This window comes from Paraburkholderia sp. J67 (genome assembly GCF_905220265.1).
In the GTDB taxonomy this organism is placed as follows: domain Bacteria; phylum Pseudomonadota; class Gammaproteobacteria; order Burkholderiales; family Burkholderiaceae; genus Paraburkholderia.
On record NZ_CAJMZK010000005.1, the window covers coordinates 261,083 to 281,838 of the forward strand.

Below are 20,756 nucleotides of genomic sequence, written 5' to 3' on the forward strand. Positions count from 1 at the left end.
TCACGAGCCCCGATCGGGCGTGAATACGTGCATGCCCGCGCAGTAGCCCAACTCGCGATACGCTTCCCACTGACTGTCGGTGAAGAACTGGTCCGCCGTGGTTTGCTGCGGGAAGTCGCTGTAGTTTTCCGCGTAGGTACGGACATCGGTGGGCAGGCCGATGCCGATGCCTGGCTTCACGTACAGCATCCAGCTCACGCGCTCCGGCTGGTTCGAGTAAGTGATGCAGGCAAGCGCGGCGCCACGCAAGCCGTCGCGCTTCAGTTCGGAAAACGAGCCAATGGCTTCCGGATCGAGCGAAGTCCTGATCCAGTCCGGCACGCGCGGCTCATTCGCCCCACGCTCGAATGCACTCCATCCGAACTGGCGACGCGCGAGCCTCGCGCGCACCGCGCTCGGGTCGAGCCAGCTGATCGTCGCGCAGAAGTCATAGCGCACCTGCCTCGTCAGCAGTGCGAGCGACTCACAGGAATAGTCGGGATCGGCGGCTGCGTCGACGGCGACAATGAACGGCAGTCTGCGGCGTATCAGTTCGTAGATGCCCGTATTATCGAAGTGACCGCCATCGCTCAGATACCACATGCGCGCGGAAGGGCCCTCGAAATAGGCGCGCCATTCGTCGAGCAGCTTTGCCTGCAAGGTGAAGATCGACGCAGGCAACGATTTGAGCCAGCGCCAGAGCCCTCGGGGATAGTGCCCGGGCCGCTCGCCCGCCGCGATCCCGCTGTTCCACCAGTAACCGATGCGCACATTCAGCAGGCCAAGCAATAGCGATTGCGCCAGTTTGGTGTTGCGGCCAAGACCGGTGGATGCCGCCGCACCGGAGATCGCCATCCACTGCCCCAGGCTCAGCCGTTCGACATTGACTTGCGCGCCGTCCGCTCTGGCGAGCGCGTGGAAAGCGTTCGGATCGGGGTCCACGCGCACAGCGCTGACGGGCGCAACACGCACAGGCGTCGTTTTCACGTCGCGCTCGCCCCAGAGCGCGTGAAAGCGCCTCCCGACACTCATGCCGGCCGGCCCGACACACATCGGCATGCCTTTGTCGTCGCGCAGCTGGTTGCCCGAAAGTGGGTCAACCGTGTTGTTCAGACACGCGCACACCAGGTGCAGCGGGCCGCCGTGGCTTTCAGGATGGTATTCGTCGAAGAAGACATCGTCGCCCAGGTCGCTCACGCCAACCGGCACAGGCTTGCTGGTGCCTGGCGGATTCACGCGGGCATCGTTGGACGCGCCCAGCCAGGTCCGCACCAGCTTCTGCGCGTAGCTTTGTTGCAGCGAGGACAGATTCAGAAAGAGGAGCACCCGCCCTTTCACCGCCGAAATGAGCAAGGCCGTCACCACGCAAAAACGCGCCGTGTTCGAGTCGAGCGTGAACGCCAGATAAACGAGCAGATCGAGAAACAGAAACAATACGGATGCCAAAGCAAATGCAACGACAGCGAGCAAGATCTCCCGCACGAGGTCTCCTGCCAGGCTGCTGCCCGCATCCGACGCGCTCGCCGCAGCCGTTCTCGCCTGACGCTTCAATACGCTCGCCACAACTCCCCTGAGCAGCACCAGAACGGGCGCAGCGCCGGCCATGGACCAGCCAACCGCCTGCATGCCGTGCAGCGGAAGGCGTTGCGCGAGCGTGTCGATCACCACGAACAGCACCGTCACGATAAAGCCGAAGAGCGCCGCGCCAAGCAACCGGGTCAAACGGTTGCGAATGACGATCGTGCCGCCCTCAGGCTGCGCCGTGCCGGGATTGATCGGCGGCGCACCCGTTCCGGGCGCCGCCGGATTGGCGATGAACAGGCCCGCCGCCTGTTGCTCGAACCACGCGATCAGCAGCACAGCGAGCGCGACGGCGCTCCAGATTTCGATGTCGGGCAGCGTCAGTCCGTAGATCGCGCAACCGAGCATCACGATCCAAAGGACGAAGGGCATCCATGAGCGCCAATCGCTATTCGGGCGACGCCGCATGGTCAGCCAGTAGCCGATGGATGGCGGCAGCACGCCGAGCACGAAGAGCCACGGCGGCAGCCACCACCAGGCGGACAGCGTCACGCCGTACCATTGCGGCGGCGCGCGCTCGCACACCGGTGAGAGGAAGTTGAACGTCGAGCAGTCGAGCACGAACCAGTGCAGTGCACCGAGCACGCCAAACAACAGCGCGCCGATCCAGACATGTACTGCCGCGAGGTTGCGCAAAATGACGGCAACGTCGAATAGCGTATCGCGACGGCCACCGCCCGCAAGATATTGCGCGTTGTAGCGCAACCACTGGATCGTCGACGAAGCCAGATTCGTCAGCGTACGCTCGACGCGCTCCACGGGCATCTGGCGATCCTGATTCGGCATCTGCGTATAGAGCTTGCCGAGAAATGAAGCAATATAGCCACCGCCGGATACCGATGACATGAAGTCGATATCACGCAACCGCCGCGTTTTGGCGAGCGCCTGAAGAACGCCAAGACAAAAGGTGGCGCTGCGTACGCCACCGCCGGACAAGGCAAGTCCAACCGCATCGGCAGGCAATCGCGCCGGGTCTGCATGGGCAGGCTCCTGCCATTCGGGCCGCGCCAGGCGACGGCGCTCGCGTACCGCGCGCGCTTCCACGCTCTCAAGCGCGCGTGGATATCCCTGCGAGTCGGCCAGCAAGACATCGGCGGCCTTTTCGCTGATCATGAAGGTCGGCGTCACGATGAAGTAGCCAGGAATTTGCGGAAAGACCGAGGTATCGACAATGCGCAAACCTTCCACCCCATGCACGCGAAAATTGCTGTCCACCACGGCAAAGCGGTCCTGGAGCGCCTGCGGATCGGCGTGCCAGGGATCGTGACCGATCCGGCAAGTCCCGCACGCGTGATGCCCCCACGCCTCGTTCTTGATCCACTGACGCATCGCCGGCGAACAATCAGGCTTGTCCAGACCCGGCTGAACTTCATTGCTCAACGCGCTCACGCGGCCATTGATTTCACGCATGCGCTTGATCGCGTAACACAGCGCATCGACATCGTCATCGCAGTCTTGCGCGCCCTCGGGGGTATCGTCGAACGAGTGAAAATTGATTTCCGGCGTTTCGAAGGGGTTTGCGCTACGCAGGGTGAGCGTGCCATTGTTGTTATTGGTGTAAGCCTTGAGGATCACCCAGCTCCACAAATTTCGCGTCTTTTCATGCGACGTCATGCTCCGGCAGAGCAACTGCTTCGAATAATTCCAGTAGTAGCCCCGAAACGCGGCCGGCAAGCCGAATACGAACAGATCGGGGTCGCTGCGTATGCGGGCGCCATGAGTGGACGACATCATCATGGCGAGCGCGCCGCCGTTGGTCGAGTACAGGCCGCTCTGATCGGCGAGCCACTGGCGCAGCATGGGGTCCGCGTTGTCGCCGGGATCGAAACTCGCGCCGTCGAGCGTGGAAAACGGCTCGCTCGTCTCGCTGATCACACTGATTTCATAGCGGTCCTGAAGATTGCGGCCGACGCCCGGCAGATTCACGATCGGCGCGACCGGTGTTCCATCGCGGCCGCACGGCCCTTTGACGATGGCGCCCAGATTCGCTGCATCGCCAATGCCGCTGAGCATGAGCAATTGCGGCGTGTTGAATGCACCGCCGCAGACAATCACCTCGCGGCGGGCGAATACCTGCCAGGTGTCGGGCGTAACGTCGTTGCCGCCATGTTTCGGGCTGGCCGCGTAGAGATGCGGGCCAATGCGAACCTCCACGCCGATCGCGCGCGGCACGTCGTTGCCGGGTTTCTCGAACACAATCCGCGTTGCATGCGCCGGGTTCAGTATCACGAGCCGATCCGGGAATGCGTCCCTGACATTCAGCAGATGGTCGCGTAGACCGCAGCGACGCTTGCCATCGGTGCCAATCGAGATCAGCGAAACATGGGCACGGCTCTGAATATCGGGCAAGCGGACATTAGGATCGAGGAACTGCAAAATCTGAAAACGGGCAAGCGCCCGGCCGAACATCGAGGCCGCGTTGCGATTCGCCAGCGACGCAAACAGCACGTCCTTGATGACACTTAAAAAGGTGCGGTCGCCCCGCACGATGGCGCAGATGACGAACGGGTCGATGAAGCTCGTTTTCTGCCAGCCCGCGCCGCCGTGGCCACCGGGATCGAGCTGACCACGCGGATCGAGCACACGTGCCGACCACGCCAGAAAGCGGAATAACAGTCCCAGCGTTTTGCCGGCGAACGTGCGGTAGGCTGCGTAATACAGGCAATTTTCGATCTTGGCGAAATAGCCCTGCATGTTCTGCGACCGCCATGAATCGTCGCCGGTGAATTGTGCAATATGGTCCCAGTCGGCGTCATTTGGACGAATGATGATCATTGCGTGGTGCGACGTGCAGCCGCCTATGGCCGCCGCGCGCGGATAAAAGATGCCGCCCTGCTGCTCCCCGCCTTTTGCCAGCGAAGGGTCCATCGCGCCGTTGTATTTCGAATCATCCTGCTGGCGCGCGGTATTCGTATAGTGCCGCACCGAGAATTCCCAACTCATGTCCGGGTCTTCGGTCGCACGCGCATGGAAGGCTGGCACCGCGTACACCTGGCGCATGGGCTGCTGCGCGAGATCGGGCGCACCGCGCGTCAGTGGCTGAGCAGGCGCGCCGTGCTGTGCAACGGCGGGATCATTGCCGGCTTCGATCAACAGAACACGGCACCCATTTAGCGCCAGCCGCGCGGCGAGCGGGCCTCCGCCCGCACCCGACCCCACGATCACATAGTCGAAGGGCGTCGTGTCCGGATCTCTGGCTTGCCATAGCGGGTCATCGGGATTCATCGCGGCTCCGGTCGACGAAGGTGGCAAGTCAGAGCGTTTCGAGGAAGGCCTTCAGCTGTTGCTTTTCACTAGCGGGAAGCGACTCGCCAAACCAGTGGCCCCGATCCAGCACGAAGTCGGGACACTTGCTCGCTTTGAGCAGCGCCGGTCCGGCTTCCTGCTGAAACTCGTCGAGCGCCTTGAAACTGCCGTCCTTCGGGTCGTCGCGGCGCACCAGCAATACCCCGCGCGTGAGCGCAGTCACCGCATTGATGAGGTCCACGGTGGGCGCATCAGGATTGATGTTCATGAGCAGATTCACCGGCGTGCCGCGCGGAATCGGACCGATGTCGATGCCGATAAGACGGCCATCGATAAATGCCTTCCCTACGCCGCCCATGACGATGAACCCCACGGCGCTCGCAGCGAAGAACACGCGTGCGCAACGCAACGCGTTGGGGAAGCGGAAAAACGCCACCACGAGGCCGAGGAAGACGAGAGGAACGACCCATAGCCACGGGTAAATGGTATCGATACCCGACACGCGCAGCAGCGTCGCCAGCCCCGCCACGAGCAAAGCTAGCAAGCCGCCTGCGAGGCGCGGTTGCCCCACGAAAATCAGGACCACGGCAATCAGCGCCAACAACAGCCAGATATAGATGAACAGGAACGACGTCCAGCGCTCACCCAGCACGCCGGTGATCAGCGGCTTGATGAATCGCGGGGCGAAGTCGATCCAGGAATCCTTCGTCGTCCTGTAGATAAAACCGACGTCCCTGAATCCACGTTGATCAGCAATGCCTGCCGCTGCGAAAGATTGGCGGAAATCGCCTCGCAGCGCGCTGCATTCCAGGCTCTGATCAGTGGGATTTTCATGACAGAACGCCTCTTTTTCAGCGGGATAAACGTTCACCCGCCGCGCAGCGCCATGCGCGGCCGCACCGACGACGGCACGCCTGCTATTGTCGAGTAGCTTGTCGATTGCGTCGTCGTATGCCTTGAGGCGTCCGTCCACCGACGGATCCCGGTCATAGAGACCGAGCGCATTGTTGTGCAGAAATGGCGCCGTCGCCCACACGCTGACAAGCGAGGCTGGCCGGTAGTAACCCGGTCCTCCGCCCGGCGGCGCGTATTCGTCGTTGTTACCCCACCTGTCGACGGCTCCCGTATCCTTGAATGGATTGAAGAAGTGGACCAATCCGACGGCCGGGAGCGACTTGTACGTTTCCGACGAGAAGTTGTCCCAGACCTGGCCGCGCATCGCATTGGTGCCCACCGCGCGCTGCGAATTGCTGCCGACAAGGGTGATGGGTATGCGTACATCGGTCGAAAGATAGTTATTCTCCTCGAAGAAGTCCTGCCCTCCATTCGGTTGTGTCGCGATATATTTTTCGAGCCGGTCCACATAAGCGAGCCAGGGTGCGCTCAGCTTGAAGGCATCCCAATCGGCGAAATCCATGGGCAGCGTGATACCGCCTTGGGCGCTCGCGTTTGCCGTACGCCAGCCGCGCGAAAATGTAATTGGCAAATTGGGAGGCTGCTTGCTCGAATGGCAAATTGCGCAATTGCGAATGAAAACCTCGCGACCTTTATCGCTATCTGCCTTGCTGGCATTAATTCGCGCGAGGCCCTCTTCGGTCGAAGCGAGCTTCATTGGCTGGGCTACCGTGGCTCCGGATTGCGTGATATAGGTGAAAAAATTCTCCAGCTCCTCCACCCGGAAGTGTTCGGTCGTGTTCCAGTAGACCGACCGGGCCTTGATAGTCGAAATATCGAATGGCCGCTGCGGCGCAAAGCCAACAATCGTGTTCTGCACCCTGCGCCATTGCTCCGAATAAGCGCCGATGTTGAGATAAACCCGCAATAACGCACCTTCAATGCCGATGCTGTCAGCACCATCGAGCAAGACGCGCGGCGTGTGGCGCGGGTCGAGCGTGAAAAGCGGTTTGTCCTCGATGCCGCGCATCATCAGATTGCTCTTGCTTTGCGCTTCCGGTGGATTAATGGCAGCGCGAGCAAGGCGTGCGTTCACTTCAAAAATGGCGTTGATCGTATTCGGATTATTGATGTGGTCCGTCGCCACCAGCGACGTGTCGATGGTCCCTGGCTGCTGGCTCGCCACGAATTGCCAGAGAAAGCTATCCGGCGTTTTCAGATTCGTAAAAGCGTTCGATGGCAGCCAGTATTGATTGCCAATCATGCTCGACATATCGCCCCATTCGGGATGCTCTGCATCCTTCGGTGTGGAGAGTGGATGCGGGCCGACATGACAGAATGCGCATGCCATGCTGACGCGAAATGGCCGCACGAGCAATGGATCGGCGTGAAAATCAGCGTCCCGTGGATCGGTCGAGTAGTACCTCTTGCCCTGATCGCTGACGACCTGTTCGTTCCAGTGCTCGCGTGCTTGCTGCGCGGCGGTCGACTTGCCGAAGAAATCCGGATTCGGAAATAGCCGCAGACCGACGACACCGGAGGGATAACCGTAGATAAGCGGGTCAACGCCATCGTCACCGAGTTGCGCGATTGCCTGGTCATACAGCGCCTGGTCGCCGATTTCGAAGAACGTCGTGTGATCGTGCGCCGGGTCCCTGGGCATTTTCGGACGCTCCACGGCTTTGCCGTCCGCATCGACATCATTGCCCGGCGCATGCATTTTGACCTTGTCACCGTCAGGTCCGTCGATGTAAAGACCCAGCCCGGCCAGGGGCGTGTCGCGCTCCACCATGCCGGGCTGATTGATCAAGCCGCCGTCCCTGAAACGATGCGCCCGGTTCTTCGAATCCAGCAGGACGAGAAAGTCCGCGATGCCGTACCCATTCTCCTGCACCCAGCCCCAGAATGCTTCATTGCCCTCGCCCCACAGCATCCAGGTGTTCTGCCCCATGATGGCGGATCGTGCGGTCCTGGAAGTGGTGTGCCCATCGGACCAGTCCATTGGGCGCAGCGTCGGATCGTCGCCTGCAACGACTTTGTCGACCTCGCTAAAAATATTTCGCGTCTCGGTCGGAAAACACTGCTCGTTACGCGGAAACAGGCGTACACCCCCTACGGTTTGCGTGGCCGCTGCTTCATCGGTGGGAGCGTTCTTTTCTACCTCGCCAGGGGGCGGGGCATCCTTCGCGAGCATAGGTGCGATTGCGGCCGCCGGATAGCGCTTGATCGCATTCGCCAACTCGGTTGCGCTAACGTCACACATCGTGTTGACAGACGATGATGCGGGTATACACGCATCCGTGGCATTGGCCGCTGTCCCTCCCAACAGGCAGGAAGCGACTATTAGCCTACCGGCAATCAGTGAATGAGAAATTCGATGGCGCCACGCCCGCACAGGTCTTTCGCTTTCCAGACTGGGCAGTGAATGCACGATCACCCCTCCCCCGAAAATGCGCAATCCAGAGTGCAACGGCGACTGCGTAGCTCCCACAGCAACGCGCCGTGGCACGCAGCCTGACTCCTCTGGCGGCGTTATCAAATGCATCTATAAACGACGCCCGACAGTTGGCGATCGTGCCGATTCGTGTACCGGCTTCATAGACACGCGCCATTCGACGCGTCAGGACAATATAGGCGACACCTAAAGAATGTCAATTTTCCTGCACTGGTTTGCAATCCTTTTAATTATTGAAAATCAATAATAGAAACCAATTTATTTAATAAAAACTATCAACTGATGAAGACATAAGGCGCTTGAAAAGCGTACCGATGGATGCCTGGTGCCTCACTTCCAAACGCATGCGAAACAACACCGGGGTGATCAACTGAATCGCGTAGTTCCTGGCAATACTAATCGACTCGACAACGAAATCCGCACAAGAGAATCCTGAACAATCGCGTTCAGGCGCCCAGCGAACAGTCGGGAGGCAGGGGTGCGTCCTTGCCGCGAAGCCTGGCCAACACGTAGGCATGCATGTTGGCCGCCATCGACGCGGTACCGTTGGGGCCGCTATTCGTGAGCACGATGATGGCAGTCTCGTCGTCATGGCTGAAAGAGCAGTGGCTCGAGAATCCGTCAGTCGCCCCGCTGTGGCCATATGTCTCGGGGTCGCCGTACCGGCTCCATCCAAGACAGATGCTCGAGCCGGGCGCATCGGCTCGCGCGAGTTGCGCTTCAACCAGTGCGGCGCCGAGGGTTTCGCCTGGCAACCCGCCTCTCGGGCTAACGCGCTCAGGATCGAGAAAGGCAGCGAGAAACGTCAGCATGTCGGAAGCCGTCGAGCGTATGCCGCCGGCGCCCGCAAGGACGCCAAGGTCCCACGCGGGGACGGCTTTGCCCTTTCGGTTTCTGCCCTGGATGCAATGCTCCTGGGAAGAAGCGGGCGCATCGATAAAGGTCTCGCGCATGTCCAGGGGCTCCAGGATTTGCTGGCTGAGCAAGTCAAGGAAAGCCATGCCGGCGCGTTTCGAAAGCAAGTATCCGAGCAGACCCACGCCAAGGTTGCTGTATTCGAATTCGGTCTGCGCCGCGCGCACGAGCCTGATACTGGACAGGTATTCGAGAAGCTTCGGTTCGTCGTAGTCCGCGTAGGGATTCGCGGGATCGGCGGGCGTCATGTTTTCGGGCAACCGCGGTAGGCCGGAATGGTGCGTCGACAAATCGAGAAGGCTGATGGGAACCTCGCCCTCTTTCATCGCTGATTGCCTGCCTAAAAACGTGTCGACCGATTCGTCCAGCGCAACACGACCTTGCAGCGACAACTGCGCCAGCAAAAGACCAGTGAACGGCTTCGTGACCGAGCCGATTTCGAACAGTGATTCTGGTGTGGCCGCGCCGTATGTGAGCACAACCCGCTTGCCGGCGCGCATCACGCCTATCGCGAGTGCGCCTTGTCTGGATTCGCAGAGCCAGCCTTTTGCAAGAGACTCCGCCATGTCGACCTTCAACAGGGCATCGAGGTCGTCGATCGGCACAGGTGGCCGGGCGGGCAACATGCGGGGCATCGGGCGCGGTTCGATGGGAATCAACGCGGCTTGTCGTTTGAAGTTCAGTGGCCGGGTTTTAAGCTGTCGCCAGGTTCCTTGCAGAGTCTGGGCGTCGTTTTGTAGCTGCCCCTCCCAGCGCCCTCTGATCGACGGCACTTCGAACGAGAACCGGTCGCTATCGAGCGAAGCCATCGCGCCCTCCAGCTCCGCGGCATGCTGATCGACGCTGTCGAGCCGAACACGCGTCACGCCATTGGCGTCTGTCCTGATAACAAGCTGGATTCGAAGCCGTTCATCTTCCAGCGACAGGGTCCCGAGCCAGATGCCGTCAACAGGAGGTGGCAGCATTGCGGGTTCAAAGGTGTCGCGGGTCAGCACAAGCGACGACGCCGTCGTTTGCGTCCAGATGCCCGAGAGGGTGCGGTCGCCTTCAAGAAACGTCCCGGACCACGACGCCTGAATCGAAGGGACCGTGAAGGCTAGCGTGGCGTCTCGAATCGAGACGGAATCGCAAGGTATTGCGTACGCGCCCTGATGTGGGCTATCAATTGTTACGGCCAGTCGGTCGTCGGGGCCAACGCTGAGATTGAATCGTACAAGCACGGTCCCGAGTCGACCTTCGAAAGCGCCGGTCGGGAACGGATTCGCGTCGAGCATGACATCTCCCGGTTACTTATTCAAATGGGTCGATCTACCACGCCGTGGATACCATGATCAAGGCATCGCTACGAGCGTCAGTCCATATTGATGCATGAGCGTTGGGAGGCCAGTCTCGCCGATAAGATGCAATGCGCCGACAACTACCAGATTATGCTCGGAAGCTTTCGCTAGATCCGCGATCTGTCGCGCCCAATTCATATTGCGTTTCGTCAGCACATCATTAACCATCTGAGGCCAATCCTTTCTTCGCTGGTCCAGGAGACCTTCGAAATATTGAATATCACCACCGTGCCATGCCGAGATCATATTAACGATCTCCGAAAAACCCGCATCGGCCTGGTTAGCGATATGGCTGAGAAATGAAATCTGTTCATTCTGCGCAATGCCAGCCAACAGACTGAACTGATCATTTATTTTCTCAAGATAGCGAATTTCCTTTCCTGCCTTTTCTGCCCGTTCGCGAAGAACCGTGTCGACGCCAAGTGTTACGACATAGCTGTGACGCGCGGCTTCCAGAACTTGCAAGGTGATCCCGACCACGACGGGTCGTAGTTTCAGCAGATTTTCTTCTGGAAGTCCGAGTCGTAGCCAGTGCTCGCGAACGTTGCGCAATAGCGCCTTCGGAATGAGACTATCGAGCAGCACGCCCGGTGGCGACATCAATAGCAGCGGATCGGGCGCCAGCCTCTGATCAGCCTCGAAAATCACCTGGGTAGATTCCGCAAAAACCCGCTCCACGACGTTCGAAAACTGCAGGTTCGAAGTGTTGGACAGATGAACGGAGCCGAGAATGTAGGTATTCGAGTCTTTGATTTTCCAGAGCATTGTCTTGAAAGGATGCCTGTTCAGGCCGTCGTCGATCGGTACGCGCCGGCTAGTGTAACCCGCGCAAAGCCTCGCCTTCCCGGAGAAGCGCCATTGTCGGCGGGAATGAGCCAACGAGCGGCGAATGGTGAGCCGTTTCAGAGTGATGCCGTAAAATGCCGCCCATGAACATCGAACCAGCAGATACCGCAATGCCCAGTGAAACCGAACTCCGAGGCCAGTATGCAAACCTCCAGCAGCGCGCCCTGCTGCTCAGCTCTCTGGGACAGTCACGCATTGACCAGTTGGCTGCGGCAATGCAATCGCCGCCAACGGATCACACCGACGAGTACTTGAGCGTGCTGAAGGGCGCAACGGATGACGCAACGGCGGCCGTGCTGAACTACCACCGTTCGCTCCCTTTTCTTGAAACGGCCAACTCGCTCATCGAGAGCCTTGCGAAGCCTTCGCCGTCCGAAGACGACGATGAGTGGCGCGACCAATTGCTGTTCAGGCTAGCCGAGGTACTGGAGACGGCCGCCGACTTGATCGCAGAGGGGGAAACGCACCTGGAGCGCAGTGCTCGCGTTGAAGCTTAGGGCTAGCCCAAGCCGCGACGTTTACGTCGAAATCGCGGCTAAGTCCCGAAATTCTGTCGCATTGATCGAAAGTTCTTCAATCCACCTCGCCATCGGCGCTTAGTCCTCGAAAAACGATCGCTGCCAGAGGCATGGCGTGGTTTGCCGTCCCCCGGGCCAGGACAACTAGCCCTCACTGCCCTTGTGCTCCGATGCCGAGTTGAAAGCCTCGCGGACCACCTCTTCGATGCGGACAATGACCTCATCGGGTAGATGCGGGTACGACTTGCGTTTGTTCGACGACAGCTTTCCGTTATTCGAATGCACCATGCGGATGAGTGCCGACAGGTCCGGGCGGGGAAGATTGAGTTCGCCGTTCAGTTGCTCAAACGCGGAGTCAAATCCGCTCAGCCAGTGCAACTCGCGTGGCAACTCCGTCCGCACGGCCTCGATGAGCATGCGGTGCAGGAATCGGACTTCTGCTGTCGCGTCGAAGAATCGGTACGGCCGCCCACCCGGTGACGAAATGATGTGCGGTGCGTCCTCGCCGGGCGAATATCGCCACAGCCGCGTGGTCGGGCGGGAGAAGCCGTTCAGCGCACCAAGGTACGCGTCTTCATGGCGCTTGAAGACGGCTGAAACAGGCACGATGGCCCCGCCCTTCAATCGCCTGGTGGCATTGATCACATGGTGAATCAGAAAGCGGTGGATACGCCCATTCCCATCCAGAAAGGGATGCAGGTAGACAAATCCAAAGGCCGCACAGGCACACCGCACGAGCGCGTTCGCGCACCGGTATCCGCCAGCGTCGGGCTGCTCGTTGATGAAGGCCCCCCATCCTTGCATGGCGCGCGGGAGCTCATCGGGCGGTGGCGGAAAAAACGTGACGCGCCCCGTTCCATCCTCGAGCCAGTTCTGTTTCGTCCGGTACGACGCTTCCTGGGCGTAGGCATCCCTGACGATCACGTTCTGCAGGTCGATAAGCCAGTCCTCGGTAATACGCTCTTCCTCGCCGGCCCGGGCGAGAAGCTGGACAAAGCGCTCGCCCTTGCTACCGCTGGCCGTTTCCCGTTCAATGCTGTAACTGCTGCGGGTCTCGGAAAGGAACAGGTAGCGCACCGCGCGCTCATAGAGGGTTGCGTCGGTGACCCGCTCCAGCGTCAAGCTCGCCTCATCCAGCAACTCTTCCAGCGACGGTCCATCCGCCAGCACATCGCGTCTCACGAGCGGGCAGAAATCGCGGCTCCCTGGCAGGTTGTCCCGAACCCGGAACTTGGGGTGCCGGACTGCGTGCGCGGCATCCGCCGTGAAGTAATCAGTCTGCGGCAGTGCATCGACGTAGGCACCGGTTGGGCCTCCTTCGACGGCCAGATTCCCGCCAGTCAGCCACTCCCAAAAGAAGCATGCCCTTCGTACGAATGCGCTGTTCGGTGACTCGGCCCACCGGCGTAGAAGCTCAGTCTCAGGCAGGTGCTCGAACACCGCCTCAAGCACCTCAAGATTCACTCCCTCATTGCGAAGTGCGAATTCGACGTGGCCGACAAGCGTTGGCTCGACCGCAGTCTTGCGCGGATACCAGAATCCATTGTGGCCACGCACCTTCTGGTTCACGGAACGGTTGAGCCAGGCGGGGTGCTCGAGTGGCCGAACCCGCGATTCCAGGTTGAGGCTCTCGATAAGGTGCTGGTAGCCAACAGGTTCAAGATCGGCCATGAGACTCGGAAAACGTTCAGAAGTCTCGAAATATTATCGCAAACGACGATAAAAGGCGGGGCTTCTCGAAAAATTGTCGTTTGAGACGCCGGCGCAGCTCACGGATGCAGCAATCGGAAGTTCGAGCCGCTTCGCTGGTGATCGGCGCGCTCGGCGTTCTGCTCGATTCGGCGGCGCGTGGTGAATCAGCGCTTCGGGGCGGTGAACGAGCGCGAGTGAGGGGCAAGCGAACCCTCACGAAGCCAGGCGTCAGGCGTCGAACCGGAGAGCGAATCGCGCCCTCCGGTCCTCGAGATTGCCGTCGCTCAGACGCGACCCATCACGCAACAGCGGACGAATGCGGAACCTGAATCGATCCGCGCGGGCCGCCTCCTGGCCCTCCTGGGCCGCCCGGTCCACCGCCTGGGCCGCCAGGCCCACCCGGACCACCGGGGCCAGGCCCGCCACCCGGACCGCCCGGCGGCGGTCCCCACCAGCATCCGCTCAACGTGGTCGCCAGCACAACCGTTCCCAACAGGGCTGCCAGTTTTTTCATGCTTGCTCCTTCTCACGGTTTCACTTTCACGATCGCAACGGCTGCGACAGTCGAGGAGCAAGCACCGTGCCGATGCCGATGCCGATGCCGATTGCAGGGCCCGGCGATGTTACCGCTGCGACTTCGATGTGTCGCTGTCACATCACTGTGAGCACCAAACGTGTGCGCGTAGCCGTTTTACTCCCTCGCCCATCGAAACGTTTCTCCATCGCCTGAATCGATTCGATAAAGAACGGGAGGAACATGTTCATGGCCCCCGTCGTCGCCAACTCGGCACGTTGATAAAGATAACTGAATGTCTCGCGACGCGCGGCCCGAACGGCCGCTTCCCGCACCCTACACGCCGCACCATGACAAACGCGTGTTGTCACTCGCCTGCAATCTGACCTCGATACGCTAGCGGCTCTTCGCCAAGTCGATCCCACGGTTATTCGTTGCGCGTGCACACCATGAAAACGCTCAAGCGAGCGTCACTCGTTACCCTGCTCGTCAATCTCGTGCTGATGATTTTCCAGGCATGGGCCGGCTGGACGTCGGGCTCCAACGCCATGATCGCGGACGGGGCGCACAGCCTGATGGATGTCGTCACCGACGGCCTCGTGGCAGCAGCGATTTTCTGGGTGCACAGCAATCCCGACGGCCGCAGAAAACACCTGCTACCCGTGGTAGCCGCCTTTGCCAGCCTCATGGTGATGGCGGTAGGCGCGGAATTCCTGCTCATCAGCGTGTTTGGCACCTTCGCCTCGGGCGACGACGCTGAGCATCACGTCACGCTGGTTTCGCTGGTGATCGCGCTGGCGAGTTTTCTCGTCAAGGCGGGTCTCTATGGCTATTTGAAATGGACCGCCAGCCACGCCGAGAAAAACGGCCACGCGAGTTATGCGGGCGTGCTGCGCGCGAGCGCGCGGCATACCGTTGCGGACTCGATTTCTTCCTGTATCGCCGCGGTTGGCGTGATGGGCATGCTGGTGGGCGCGCCCTTCTTCGATAAAAGCGCGACTGCGCTGATCGGTTGCCTGATCTTTCTGTTCGGCTTCATGCAGAAGGAAAATCCTGTCTGGCTGCTCGCTAGCCGATTTATCCGCACGATTCGCGCCGGCAATTTTGCCTGACGCGCGATTTGCCATGCCGGACTGCTTGCGTGGAGGCTTACCCGCGCACGTCCGCCGCTTAGGTATATGCCGGCCGCAGCGCTACGCGCATATCCAACCGCGATAACATTTACGCCCGACATTTTAATGCCAAAATATCATGCGCACAACGCATGACTGATTTCCGACGTCCAGCGCAGCAAAACGAAAAAGCAAAGAATAAAAAACCGTTTGTCATCGCTACGTTAGAGCGTCTTTAATACCGAGCTTCGTGCCGCGTCAACGCGGACTCCTTCAACGAAGCGCCGGCTGTTTCCCGTGCATGCTTCCCACGCCTGTTTTCGAGGGCACTCATTGCCTTGCTCGCGCAAGGCCACGCAGCCAACCGCATGGGCGGCTTTTTACCGACGGTTGTATCTGTTCATCGCACACGGGACCGACATGGCTGACGTCACTTCTACTTCGAACCGCTTCATGCTGCGCTCACGCAGCGTCACCCGGCTCTCGACGAATCGTTTCTACTACTGGCTTTCATGGGGGATTCCCGCACTGATCGTCGTGCTCTGGGAGTTCGCTGCACGTATCGGCTGGATCGATCCGCAAGTGCTGCCGGCGCCGAGCAGCGTCGCCGTGACGGCAGGGAATCTGGCCCGCAATGGCGATCTGTTCGTCCACCTTGGCGTGTCGCTGCTGCGCGCAGTGTGCGGTTTTGTGATCGGCGGCTCGATCGGGCTTGCGCTTGGCGTGCTGGTCGGCTTCTCGCGTCTGGCGCTGGCGCTCATCGACCGCTCGATCCAGATGGTGCGCGCGATTCCGTTTCTCGCCATGCTGCCGCTCGTGATCGTGTGGTTCGGCGTGGGCGAAGGCGCAAAAGTCTTTCTCGTCGCGCTGGCCGTGCTGTTTCCGATCTACATCAACACGATGCTCGGCATTCGCCAGATCGACCCGAAGCTGATGGAACTTGCCAAGGTGATCGGCATGAGCTGGCCCGCTGTGGTGCGCCGGATCATTCTGCCGGGCGCCATGCCCGCCATCCTCACCGGCGTGCGCTACGCGCTGGCGCATGCGTGGCTTGCGCTCGTGATCGCCGAAACGCTCGCGACCACCAAAGGCATCGGCTTTCTCGCCATGGATGCGCGCGAGTTCCTGCAGACCAACGTCATCCTGCTCACCATGATTATCTACGCGATCATCGGCGTGGTGGCCGACGCGCTGGTTCGCGCACTCGAAGCGCGCTTCCTGTCGTGGCACGCGAATTACACGAAGGGAGCAACGCCATGAGCGCGACTGTCGCTTCATCACTGGCTGTTTCGGTACGCGGGCTTCAGCGCCGTTATGGCGCGCGTATCGTGATCGATGCGCTCGACCTCGATATCCGCAAAGGCGAATTCGTCGCGCTGCTCGGCGAAAGCGGCTGCGGCAAGACTACGTTGCTGCGCTCGCTGGCGGGCCTCGATACGCCGGACGCCGGACAGATCCGCGCGCCCGAGCGGCCATCGGTCGTGTTTCAGGAGCACCGGCTGCTGCCGTGGGCGAACTTGTGGCAGAACGTGGCGCTGGGCCACGAATCGAGCATCGGTGAGGCAGGCGCCTCGCGCGCGCTGGCCGAAGTGGGTCTGGCCGGACGCGAGCACGACTGGCCGCGCAATCTTTCCGGCGGGCAGGCGCAACGTGTCGCGCTCGCGCGGGCACTGGTGCGCGATCCTGCGCTCTTGCTGCTCGACGAACCCTTTGCCGCACTCGATGCGCTCACGCGCATCAAGATGCACGCCCTCGTCAAGGAGCTGGTCGAGCGTCACGCGCCGGGCGTCCTGATCGTCACGCACGACGTGGACGAGGCGCTCGCGCTGGCCGACCGCATTCTCGTCATGCGCGCCGGACGCATCGCCGCGTCGTTTCACCTCAAAGATCACACGCCGCCATCGTTGCGGCTCACGCTACTCGCGGAACTCGGCGTTCAATCGCATTGAACCGCCCCACGGCAACAAAGAAAGGATAACGAATGAATAACGTTCCGATGACCCGCCGCCAGATCCTGCGCGCGGCGGGCGGACTGCTGGCCGGCGCGGCTACGGCAAGCCTGATTCCCGCCCAGGTGGCCCGATCGGCGCAAGTGTCGTCGAAACTCACGCGCAACACCGACACGGTTCGTATCGGCTGGGGCTATGGCGCCCTGCCCGACATCGCCAGACAACGCGGCGTGTTCGAAAAGACACTGGCCGCGAAGAACATCAAGGTCGAGTGGATCGGCCCGTTTCCGAATCACGCACCGTCGATCCAGGCCGTGGTGGGCGGCAGCGCCGACTTCGGCTTCTGGGGATCGACCACCCCCGCGCTAGCCGCCATGCTGGCCGGCTCGCCCATCGTCTTCACGGGCTTCGACGTCTATTCGCCGCGCTCCACCGCCATCATCGTGAAGAAGACCAGCGGCATCAATTCGGTGGCCGATCTGGCCGGCCGCAAGGTCGCAGTGAACCGTTCGGGTCTTGGCGAATTCCTGCTGATTGCGGCGCTGGAGAAATACCATGTCGATCGCAGCAAGGTGGAATTCGTCTATCTGAATCCGCCCGATGCGGCGCCCGCCTTCGCTCAGGGACGTGTGGACGCATGGTCGATGTGGTCGCCGGCCGTGGATATCGCGCGTCACGCGAACGACGCGAAGGATATCTTCAACGAGGGGCGCGATCTCGACTTCCTGATCGATTACAGCTCGCTGGTGTCGCGCCGCAAGTTCACCGAGGAAAACTCCGAACTCGTGCGCGCCGTGCTCGACGCGTACTACGTGGAAGGCGCGTGGCAATCGCAGCATCCGGCGGAATCGGAAGCGCTGGTGCAACGTGAAGCGAAATATCCCGATCAGGTGCGCGACTATCTGGCCAGCCTCAAGCGCGTCAACCAGTTCCACGAGCCTGACGACGCCGCCTTCATGGCGCAGTTCCAGCGCGCCGCCGACTGGCTCGCGCAACGCAAGATCATCAACGCGCCGATCAAGGTCGCCGATTACAGCGTGAAGGTGTGATGCCAGGTACTCGTATGTCCGACATTTCCACGCAATCAGCCGGAGCGGTTACGCTTGTTTCGCGGTTGGCGGCGTCGCTCGGTTTCTCCTCCGTGCTTGAAGAGATCGCCGCGACGGCGGCCACCCGCGAGCGCGAACAACGCCTGCCGCACGCCGAAATCGACACGCTCAAAGCGCTCGGCTTCGGCGCGGCGCGCCTGAGTGCCGATGAGGGCGGCCACGGCCTCTCGCTCGGCGAGCTGTTTGCGCTCGCACGCGACGTTGCCGCGGCCGACTCGAACATCGCTCACGCGTTTCGCAATCACCTCTGGCAAATCGAAGCGGCGCTGCCCCGTCGCGATCATCCCTTTCACGCTCACGTGCTCGAGCTCGCGCGTCGGCGCAAGACGGTCGGGCTCAGCTTCGCCGATAGCGATGCAACGGCAGCCGGCGCGCGTTCCAGCCGCGTTCTGAGCCGCCTGGAGTGGGACGCTGGCAGGCAGGTGTACGTGGGCTCGGGCGACAAGGTCTACGCGACCGGCAATCTCTACAACGACGCCTTCGTCGGGGTGGCGATCGAAGGCCGCGAGAACCGCACCGTGCAATACGTGTTCGAACGCGGCGAAGGCGTGTCGAGCGACGACGACTGGCAGGGCTTCGGCCAGCGCCTGACCGGCTCCGGCACGGCGCGGTTTCGCGAGGTCGTGGTACAGCCCGCGCACGTCTATCCGCCCGACCCGGAGCAAGCGCCCGAGGCCGCGCCCTGGGGCTTCACCTTCCACCAGGTCTATCTCACCAACTGCATCGCCGGCATCGTGCGGCGTGTGGTGCTCGATGCGGTGGAGGTGCTGCGCGCGCGCAAGCGCAACTTCTACCACGGCGACGCCGCTCAGCCCGCCGATGAACCTGCCTTGCAGGCCTTGCTGGGACGCATCCGCGCTTACGCCGCGAGCATCGAGGCCAGCGCGGAGCGCGCCGTGCAGGCATTGCAACGCGCGTCGGACAGCCGGGGCTCGCGCGACGAATATGCGGGCACGCTCGCGGCAACGCTCGCCGCGTCGGAAGCCAAGGTCGTAATCGACGATCTCGCGCCCCAGGTCGCCAGCTGGCTAATCGACCTGGGCTCGGGCTCGGCCGTCTCGAGTGTCGCCGCGCTCGACCGGCACTGGCGCAACATCAAGGTGATCGCCTCGCACAATCCGCGGCTCTACAAGGAGCGGCTGCTTGGCCAGAACCTGTTGAGCGGACAGTTGCCGCCCACGGGCGCGTTCTTCTGATATTGGCGATACGCGGAGTGAGGCAACACGGCCCGCACCGACTGCGTCGATTCGCCGCGATCGCGCCGGCGCGGCCGTGCGGCAAGCGGTTCATCACTCAGGAATAAGCTATTTCCTCGTCATTGGTAGGGCGCGCGGGTCTTGTCTGCTGTAATCGCCATCCATGCTGCTCGAACGCACGAGCCCAGCCCCTCCCTACGGAAGCGAATCCTCATGAGCCTCGACATCTTCTGGTTTCTGCCGACCTCCGGCGACACGCGTTATCTCGGCAAATCCGATTCAGGCCGCGCGCCCACCAACGCCTACATGCGCCAGATCGCGGTCGCTGCCGAAGAACTCGGCTACGACGGCCTGCTGATCCCGACCGGCAGCAGTTGCCTCGATCCGTGGGTGACCGCCGCGAGTCTCGCGCCGGTCACGCGACGCATCAAGTTGCTGGTCGCGCTGCGCACCTCGCTCGGCAACGTGACCGCATCCGCGCGCCAGGCCGCCACGCTCGACGAGGCCCTCGGAGGACGGCTGCTGCTGAACGTCGTGCCGGGCGGCGACGCCGCTGAACTCGCCGCCGATGGCGTGTTCCTCTCGCATAACGAACGCTATGAGCACGCGGGCGAATTCCTCACGGTGTGGCGAAAACTGTTCGACGGCGCGCCAGTCGATTTCGACGGCAAGCACATTCGGGTCGAGAACGCCCAGAACCTGGTGGCGACGGTGCAGAAGCCTCATCCGCCGTTGTACTTCGGCGGCTCGTCCGAGGCGGCGCATGAGATCGCCGCCGAGCACATCGACACCTACCTGACGTGGGGCGAACCGCCCGCGGCCGTCGCCGAAAAATTCGCTGATGTGCGCGCGCGGGCGGCGCAGCGCGGCCGCAAGGTCCGCTTCGGCGTGCGGCTGCACGTGATCGTGCGCGAGACCAACGAAGAAGCCTGGGCCGCCGCCGACTCCCTCATCAGCAAGCTCAGCGACGAGGACATCGCGCGGGCCCAGCAGAATTACGCGAGCATGGACTCCGTGGGCCAGCGCCGCATGGCCCAGCTCCACCAGGGGCGGCGCGACCAGCTCGAAATCAGCCCCAACCTCTGGGCCGGCGTCGGGCTGGTGCGTGGCGGCGCGGGCACCGCTCTCGTGGGTGACCCCGCCACCGTCGCGGCGAGACTGCGCGAATATGCGGATATCGGCGCGGACTCCTTTGTGTTGTCCGGCTATCCGCATCTGGAGGAAGCGTGGCGCTTCGCCGAACTCGTCTTCCCGCTGCTGCCCGGCAAGCAGGCCGTCACGATCTCGGACAAGGCGCAGACGGGCGGCGCATTCGACGGACGCGCCCGAGCGGCATCGTAACCGTTGAATCAAGCGGCGAGCATTGGCATCGCACCTTCGCACGCCGCTCACCCGATCCGCCAGCGCGCCGTT

The 20,756-nt window shown here is 61.6% G+C and carries 12 protein-coding genes; 7 read left to right on the top strand and 5 right to left on the bottom strand.

Annotated elements, in window-relative coordinates:
• From U5782_RS12775 to U5782_RS12790, 4 genes are all read right to left on the bottom strand, one after another.
• Entirely contained in the window at nt 1–4,785 is a 4,785-nt protein-coding gene (locus U5782_RS12775; RefSeq protein WP_322044180.1) for a GMC oxidoreductase, read from the bottom strand.
• A gap of 28 nt (nt 4,786–4,813) precedes the next feature.
• The gene (locus tag U5782_RS12780) at nt 4,814–7,939 is read right to left on the bottom strand and encodes a hypothetical protein (protein WP_322044181.1); all 3,126 of its coding nucleotides are present in this window, start codon (nt 7,937–7,939) and stop codon (nt 4,814–4,816) included.
• 662 nt (nt 7,940–8,601) lie between these two features.
• Nucleotides 8,602–10,344, bottom strand: coding sequence for a serine hydrolase domain-containing protein (locus U5782_RS12785; protein WP_322044182.1), 1,743 nt, complete (start codon nt 10,342–10,344; stop codon nt 8,602–8,604).
• Nucleotides 10,345–10,401: 57 nt separating this feature from the next.
• Nucleotides 10,402–11,172 carry a TraB/GumN family protein gene (locus U5782_RS12790; protein ID WP_322044183.1) on the bottom strand — a complete coding sequence of 257 codons (771 nt, stop codon included), beginning with the start codon at nt 11,170–11,172 and terminating at the stop codon, nt 10,402–10,404.
• Between the two features lie 164 nt (nt 11,173–11,336).
• Here U5782_RS12790 and U5782_RS12795 point away from each other — a divergent pair, with 164 nt between their 5' ends.
• Complete coding sequence (locus tag U5782_RS12795) at nt 11,337–11,750, top strand: hypothetical protein (RefSeq protein ID WP_322044184.1); 414 nt, start codon at nt 11,337–11,339, stop codon at nt 11,748–11,750.
• Between the two features lie 165 nt (nt 11,751–11,915).
• Here U5782_RS12795 and U5782_RS12800 read toward each other — a convergent pair whose 3' ends face one another.
• A complete protein-coding gene (locus U5782_RS12800) occupies nt 11,916–13,442 on the bottom strand; it encodes a Fic family protein (RefSeq protein WP_322044185.1) in 1,527 nt (508 codons plus the stop codon).
• Nucleotides 13,443–14,426: 984 nt separating this feature from the next.
• Here U5782_RS12800 and U5782_RS12805 point away from each other — a divergent pair.
• The 6 genes from U5782_RS12805 (at nt 14,427) to ssuD (ending at nt 20,684) form a co-directional block, all read left to right on the top strand.
• A complete protein-coding gene (locus U5782_RS12805) occupies nt 14,427–15,089 on the top strand; it encodes a cation diffusion facilitator family transporter (RefSeq protein WP_322044186.1) in 663 nt (220 codons plus the stop codon).
• A gap of 420 nt (nt 15,090–15,509) precedes the next feature.
• Nucleotides 15,510–16,349: an ABC transporter permease subunit gene (locus U5782_RS12810; RefSeq protein ID WP_322044187.1), complete on the top strand. Its 840-nt coding sequence runs from the start codon at nt 15,510–15,512 to the stop codon at nt 16,347–16,349.
• Nucleotides 16,346–17,038 carry an ABC transporter ATP-binding protein gene (locus U5782_RS12815; protein WP_322044188.1) on the top strand — a complete coding sequence of 231 codons (693 nt, stop codon included), beginning with the start codon at nt 16,346–16,348 and terminating at the stop codon, nt 17,036–17,038. Before U5782_RS12810 ends, U5782_RS12815 begins: the two co-directional genes overlap by 4 nt.
• 32 nt (nt 17,039–17,070) lie before the next feature.
• Nucleotides 17,071–18,087, top strand: coding sequence for an NrtA/SsuA/CpmA family ABC transporter substrate-binding protein (locus tag U5782_RS12820; RefSeq protein ID WP_322044189.1), 1,017 nt, complete (start codon nt 17,071–17,073; stop codon nt 18,085–18,087).
• Between the two features lie 14 nt (nt 18,088–18,101).
• Nucleotides 18,102–19,343: an acyl-CoA dehydrogenase family protein gene (locus tag U5782_RS12825; RefSeq protein ID WP_322044190.1), complete on the top strand. Its 1,242-nt coding sequence runs from the start codon at nt 18,102–18,104 to the stop codon at nt 19,341–19,343.
• Nucleotides 19,344–19,556: 213 nt separating this feature from the next.
• The gene (gene ssuD / locus U5782_RS12830; protein WP_322044191.1) at nt 19,557–20,684 is read left to right on the top strand and encodes an FMNH2-dependent alkanesulfonate monooxygenase; all 1,128 of its coding nucleotides are present in this window, start codon (nt 19,557–19,559) and stop codon (nt 20,682–20,684) included.
• Nucleotides 20,685–20,756: the final 72 nt, after the last annotated feature.

Bases quoted from the DNA above. Each gene is read 5' to 3' on its own strand.
- U5782_RS12775 (WP_322044180.1), bottom strand. From the start codon at position 4,785: ATGAATCCCGATGACCCGCTATGGCAAGCCAGAGATCCGGACACGACG.
- U5782_RS12785 (WP_322044182.1), bottom strand. From the start codon at position 10,344: ATGCTCGACGCGAATCCGTTCCCGACCGGCGCTTTCGAAGGTCGACTC.
- U5782_RS12790 (WP_322044183.1), bottom strand. From the start codon at position 11,172: ATGCTCTGGAAAATCAAAGACTCGAATACCTACATTCTCGGCTCCGTT.
- U5782_RS12795 (WP_322044184.1), top strand. From the start codon at position 11,337: ATGAACATCGAACCAGCAGATACCGCAATGCCCAGTGAAACCGAACTC.
- U5782_RS12800 (WP_322044185.1), bottom strand. From the start codon at position 13,442: ATGGCCGATCTTGAACCTGTTGGCTACCAGCACCTTATCGAGAGCCTC.
- U5782_RS12805 (WP_322044186.1), top strand. From the start codon at position 14,427: ATGAAAACGCTCAAGCGAGCGTCACTCGTTACCCTGCTCGTCAATCTC.
- U5782_RS12810 (WP_322044187.1), top strand. From the start codon at position 15,510: ATGGCTGACGTCACTTCTACTTCGAACCGCTTCATGCTGCGCTCACGC.
- U5782_RS12815 (WP_322044188.1), top strand. From the start codon at position 16,346: ATGAGCGCGACTGTCGCTTCATCACTGGCTGTTTCGGTACGCGGGCTT.
- U5782_RS12820 (WP_322044189.1), top strand. From the start codon at position 17,071: ATGAATAACGTTCCGATGACCCGCCGCCAGATCCTGCGCGCGGCGGGC.
- U5782_RS12825 (WP_322044190.1), top strand. From the start codon at position 18,102: ATGTCCGACATTTCCACGCAATCAGCCGGAGCGGTTACGCTTGTTTCG.
- ssuD (WP_322044191.1), top strand. From the start codon at position 19,557: ATGAGCCTCGACATCTTCTGGTTTCTGCCGACCTCCGGCGACACGCGT.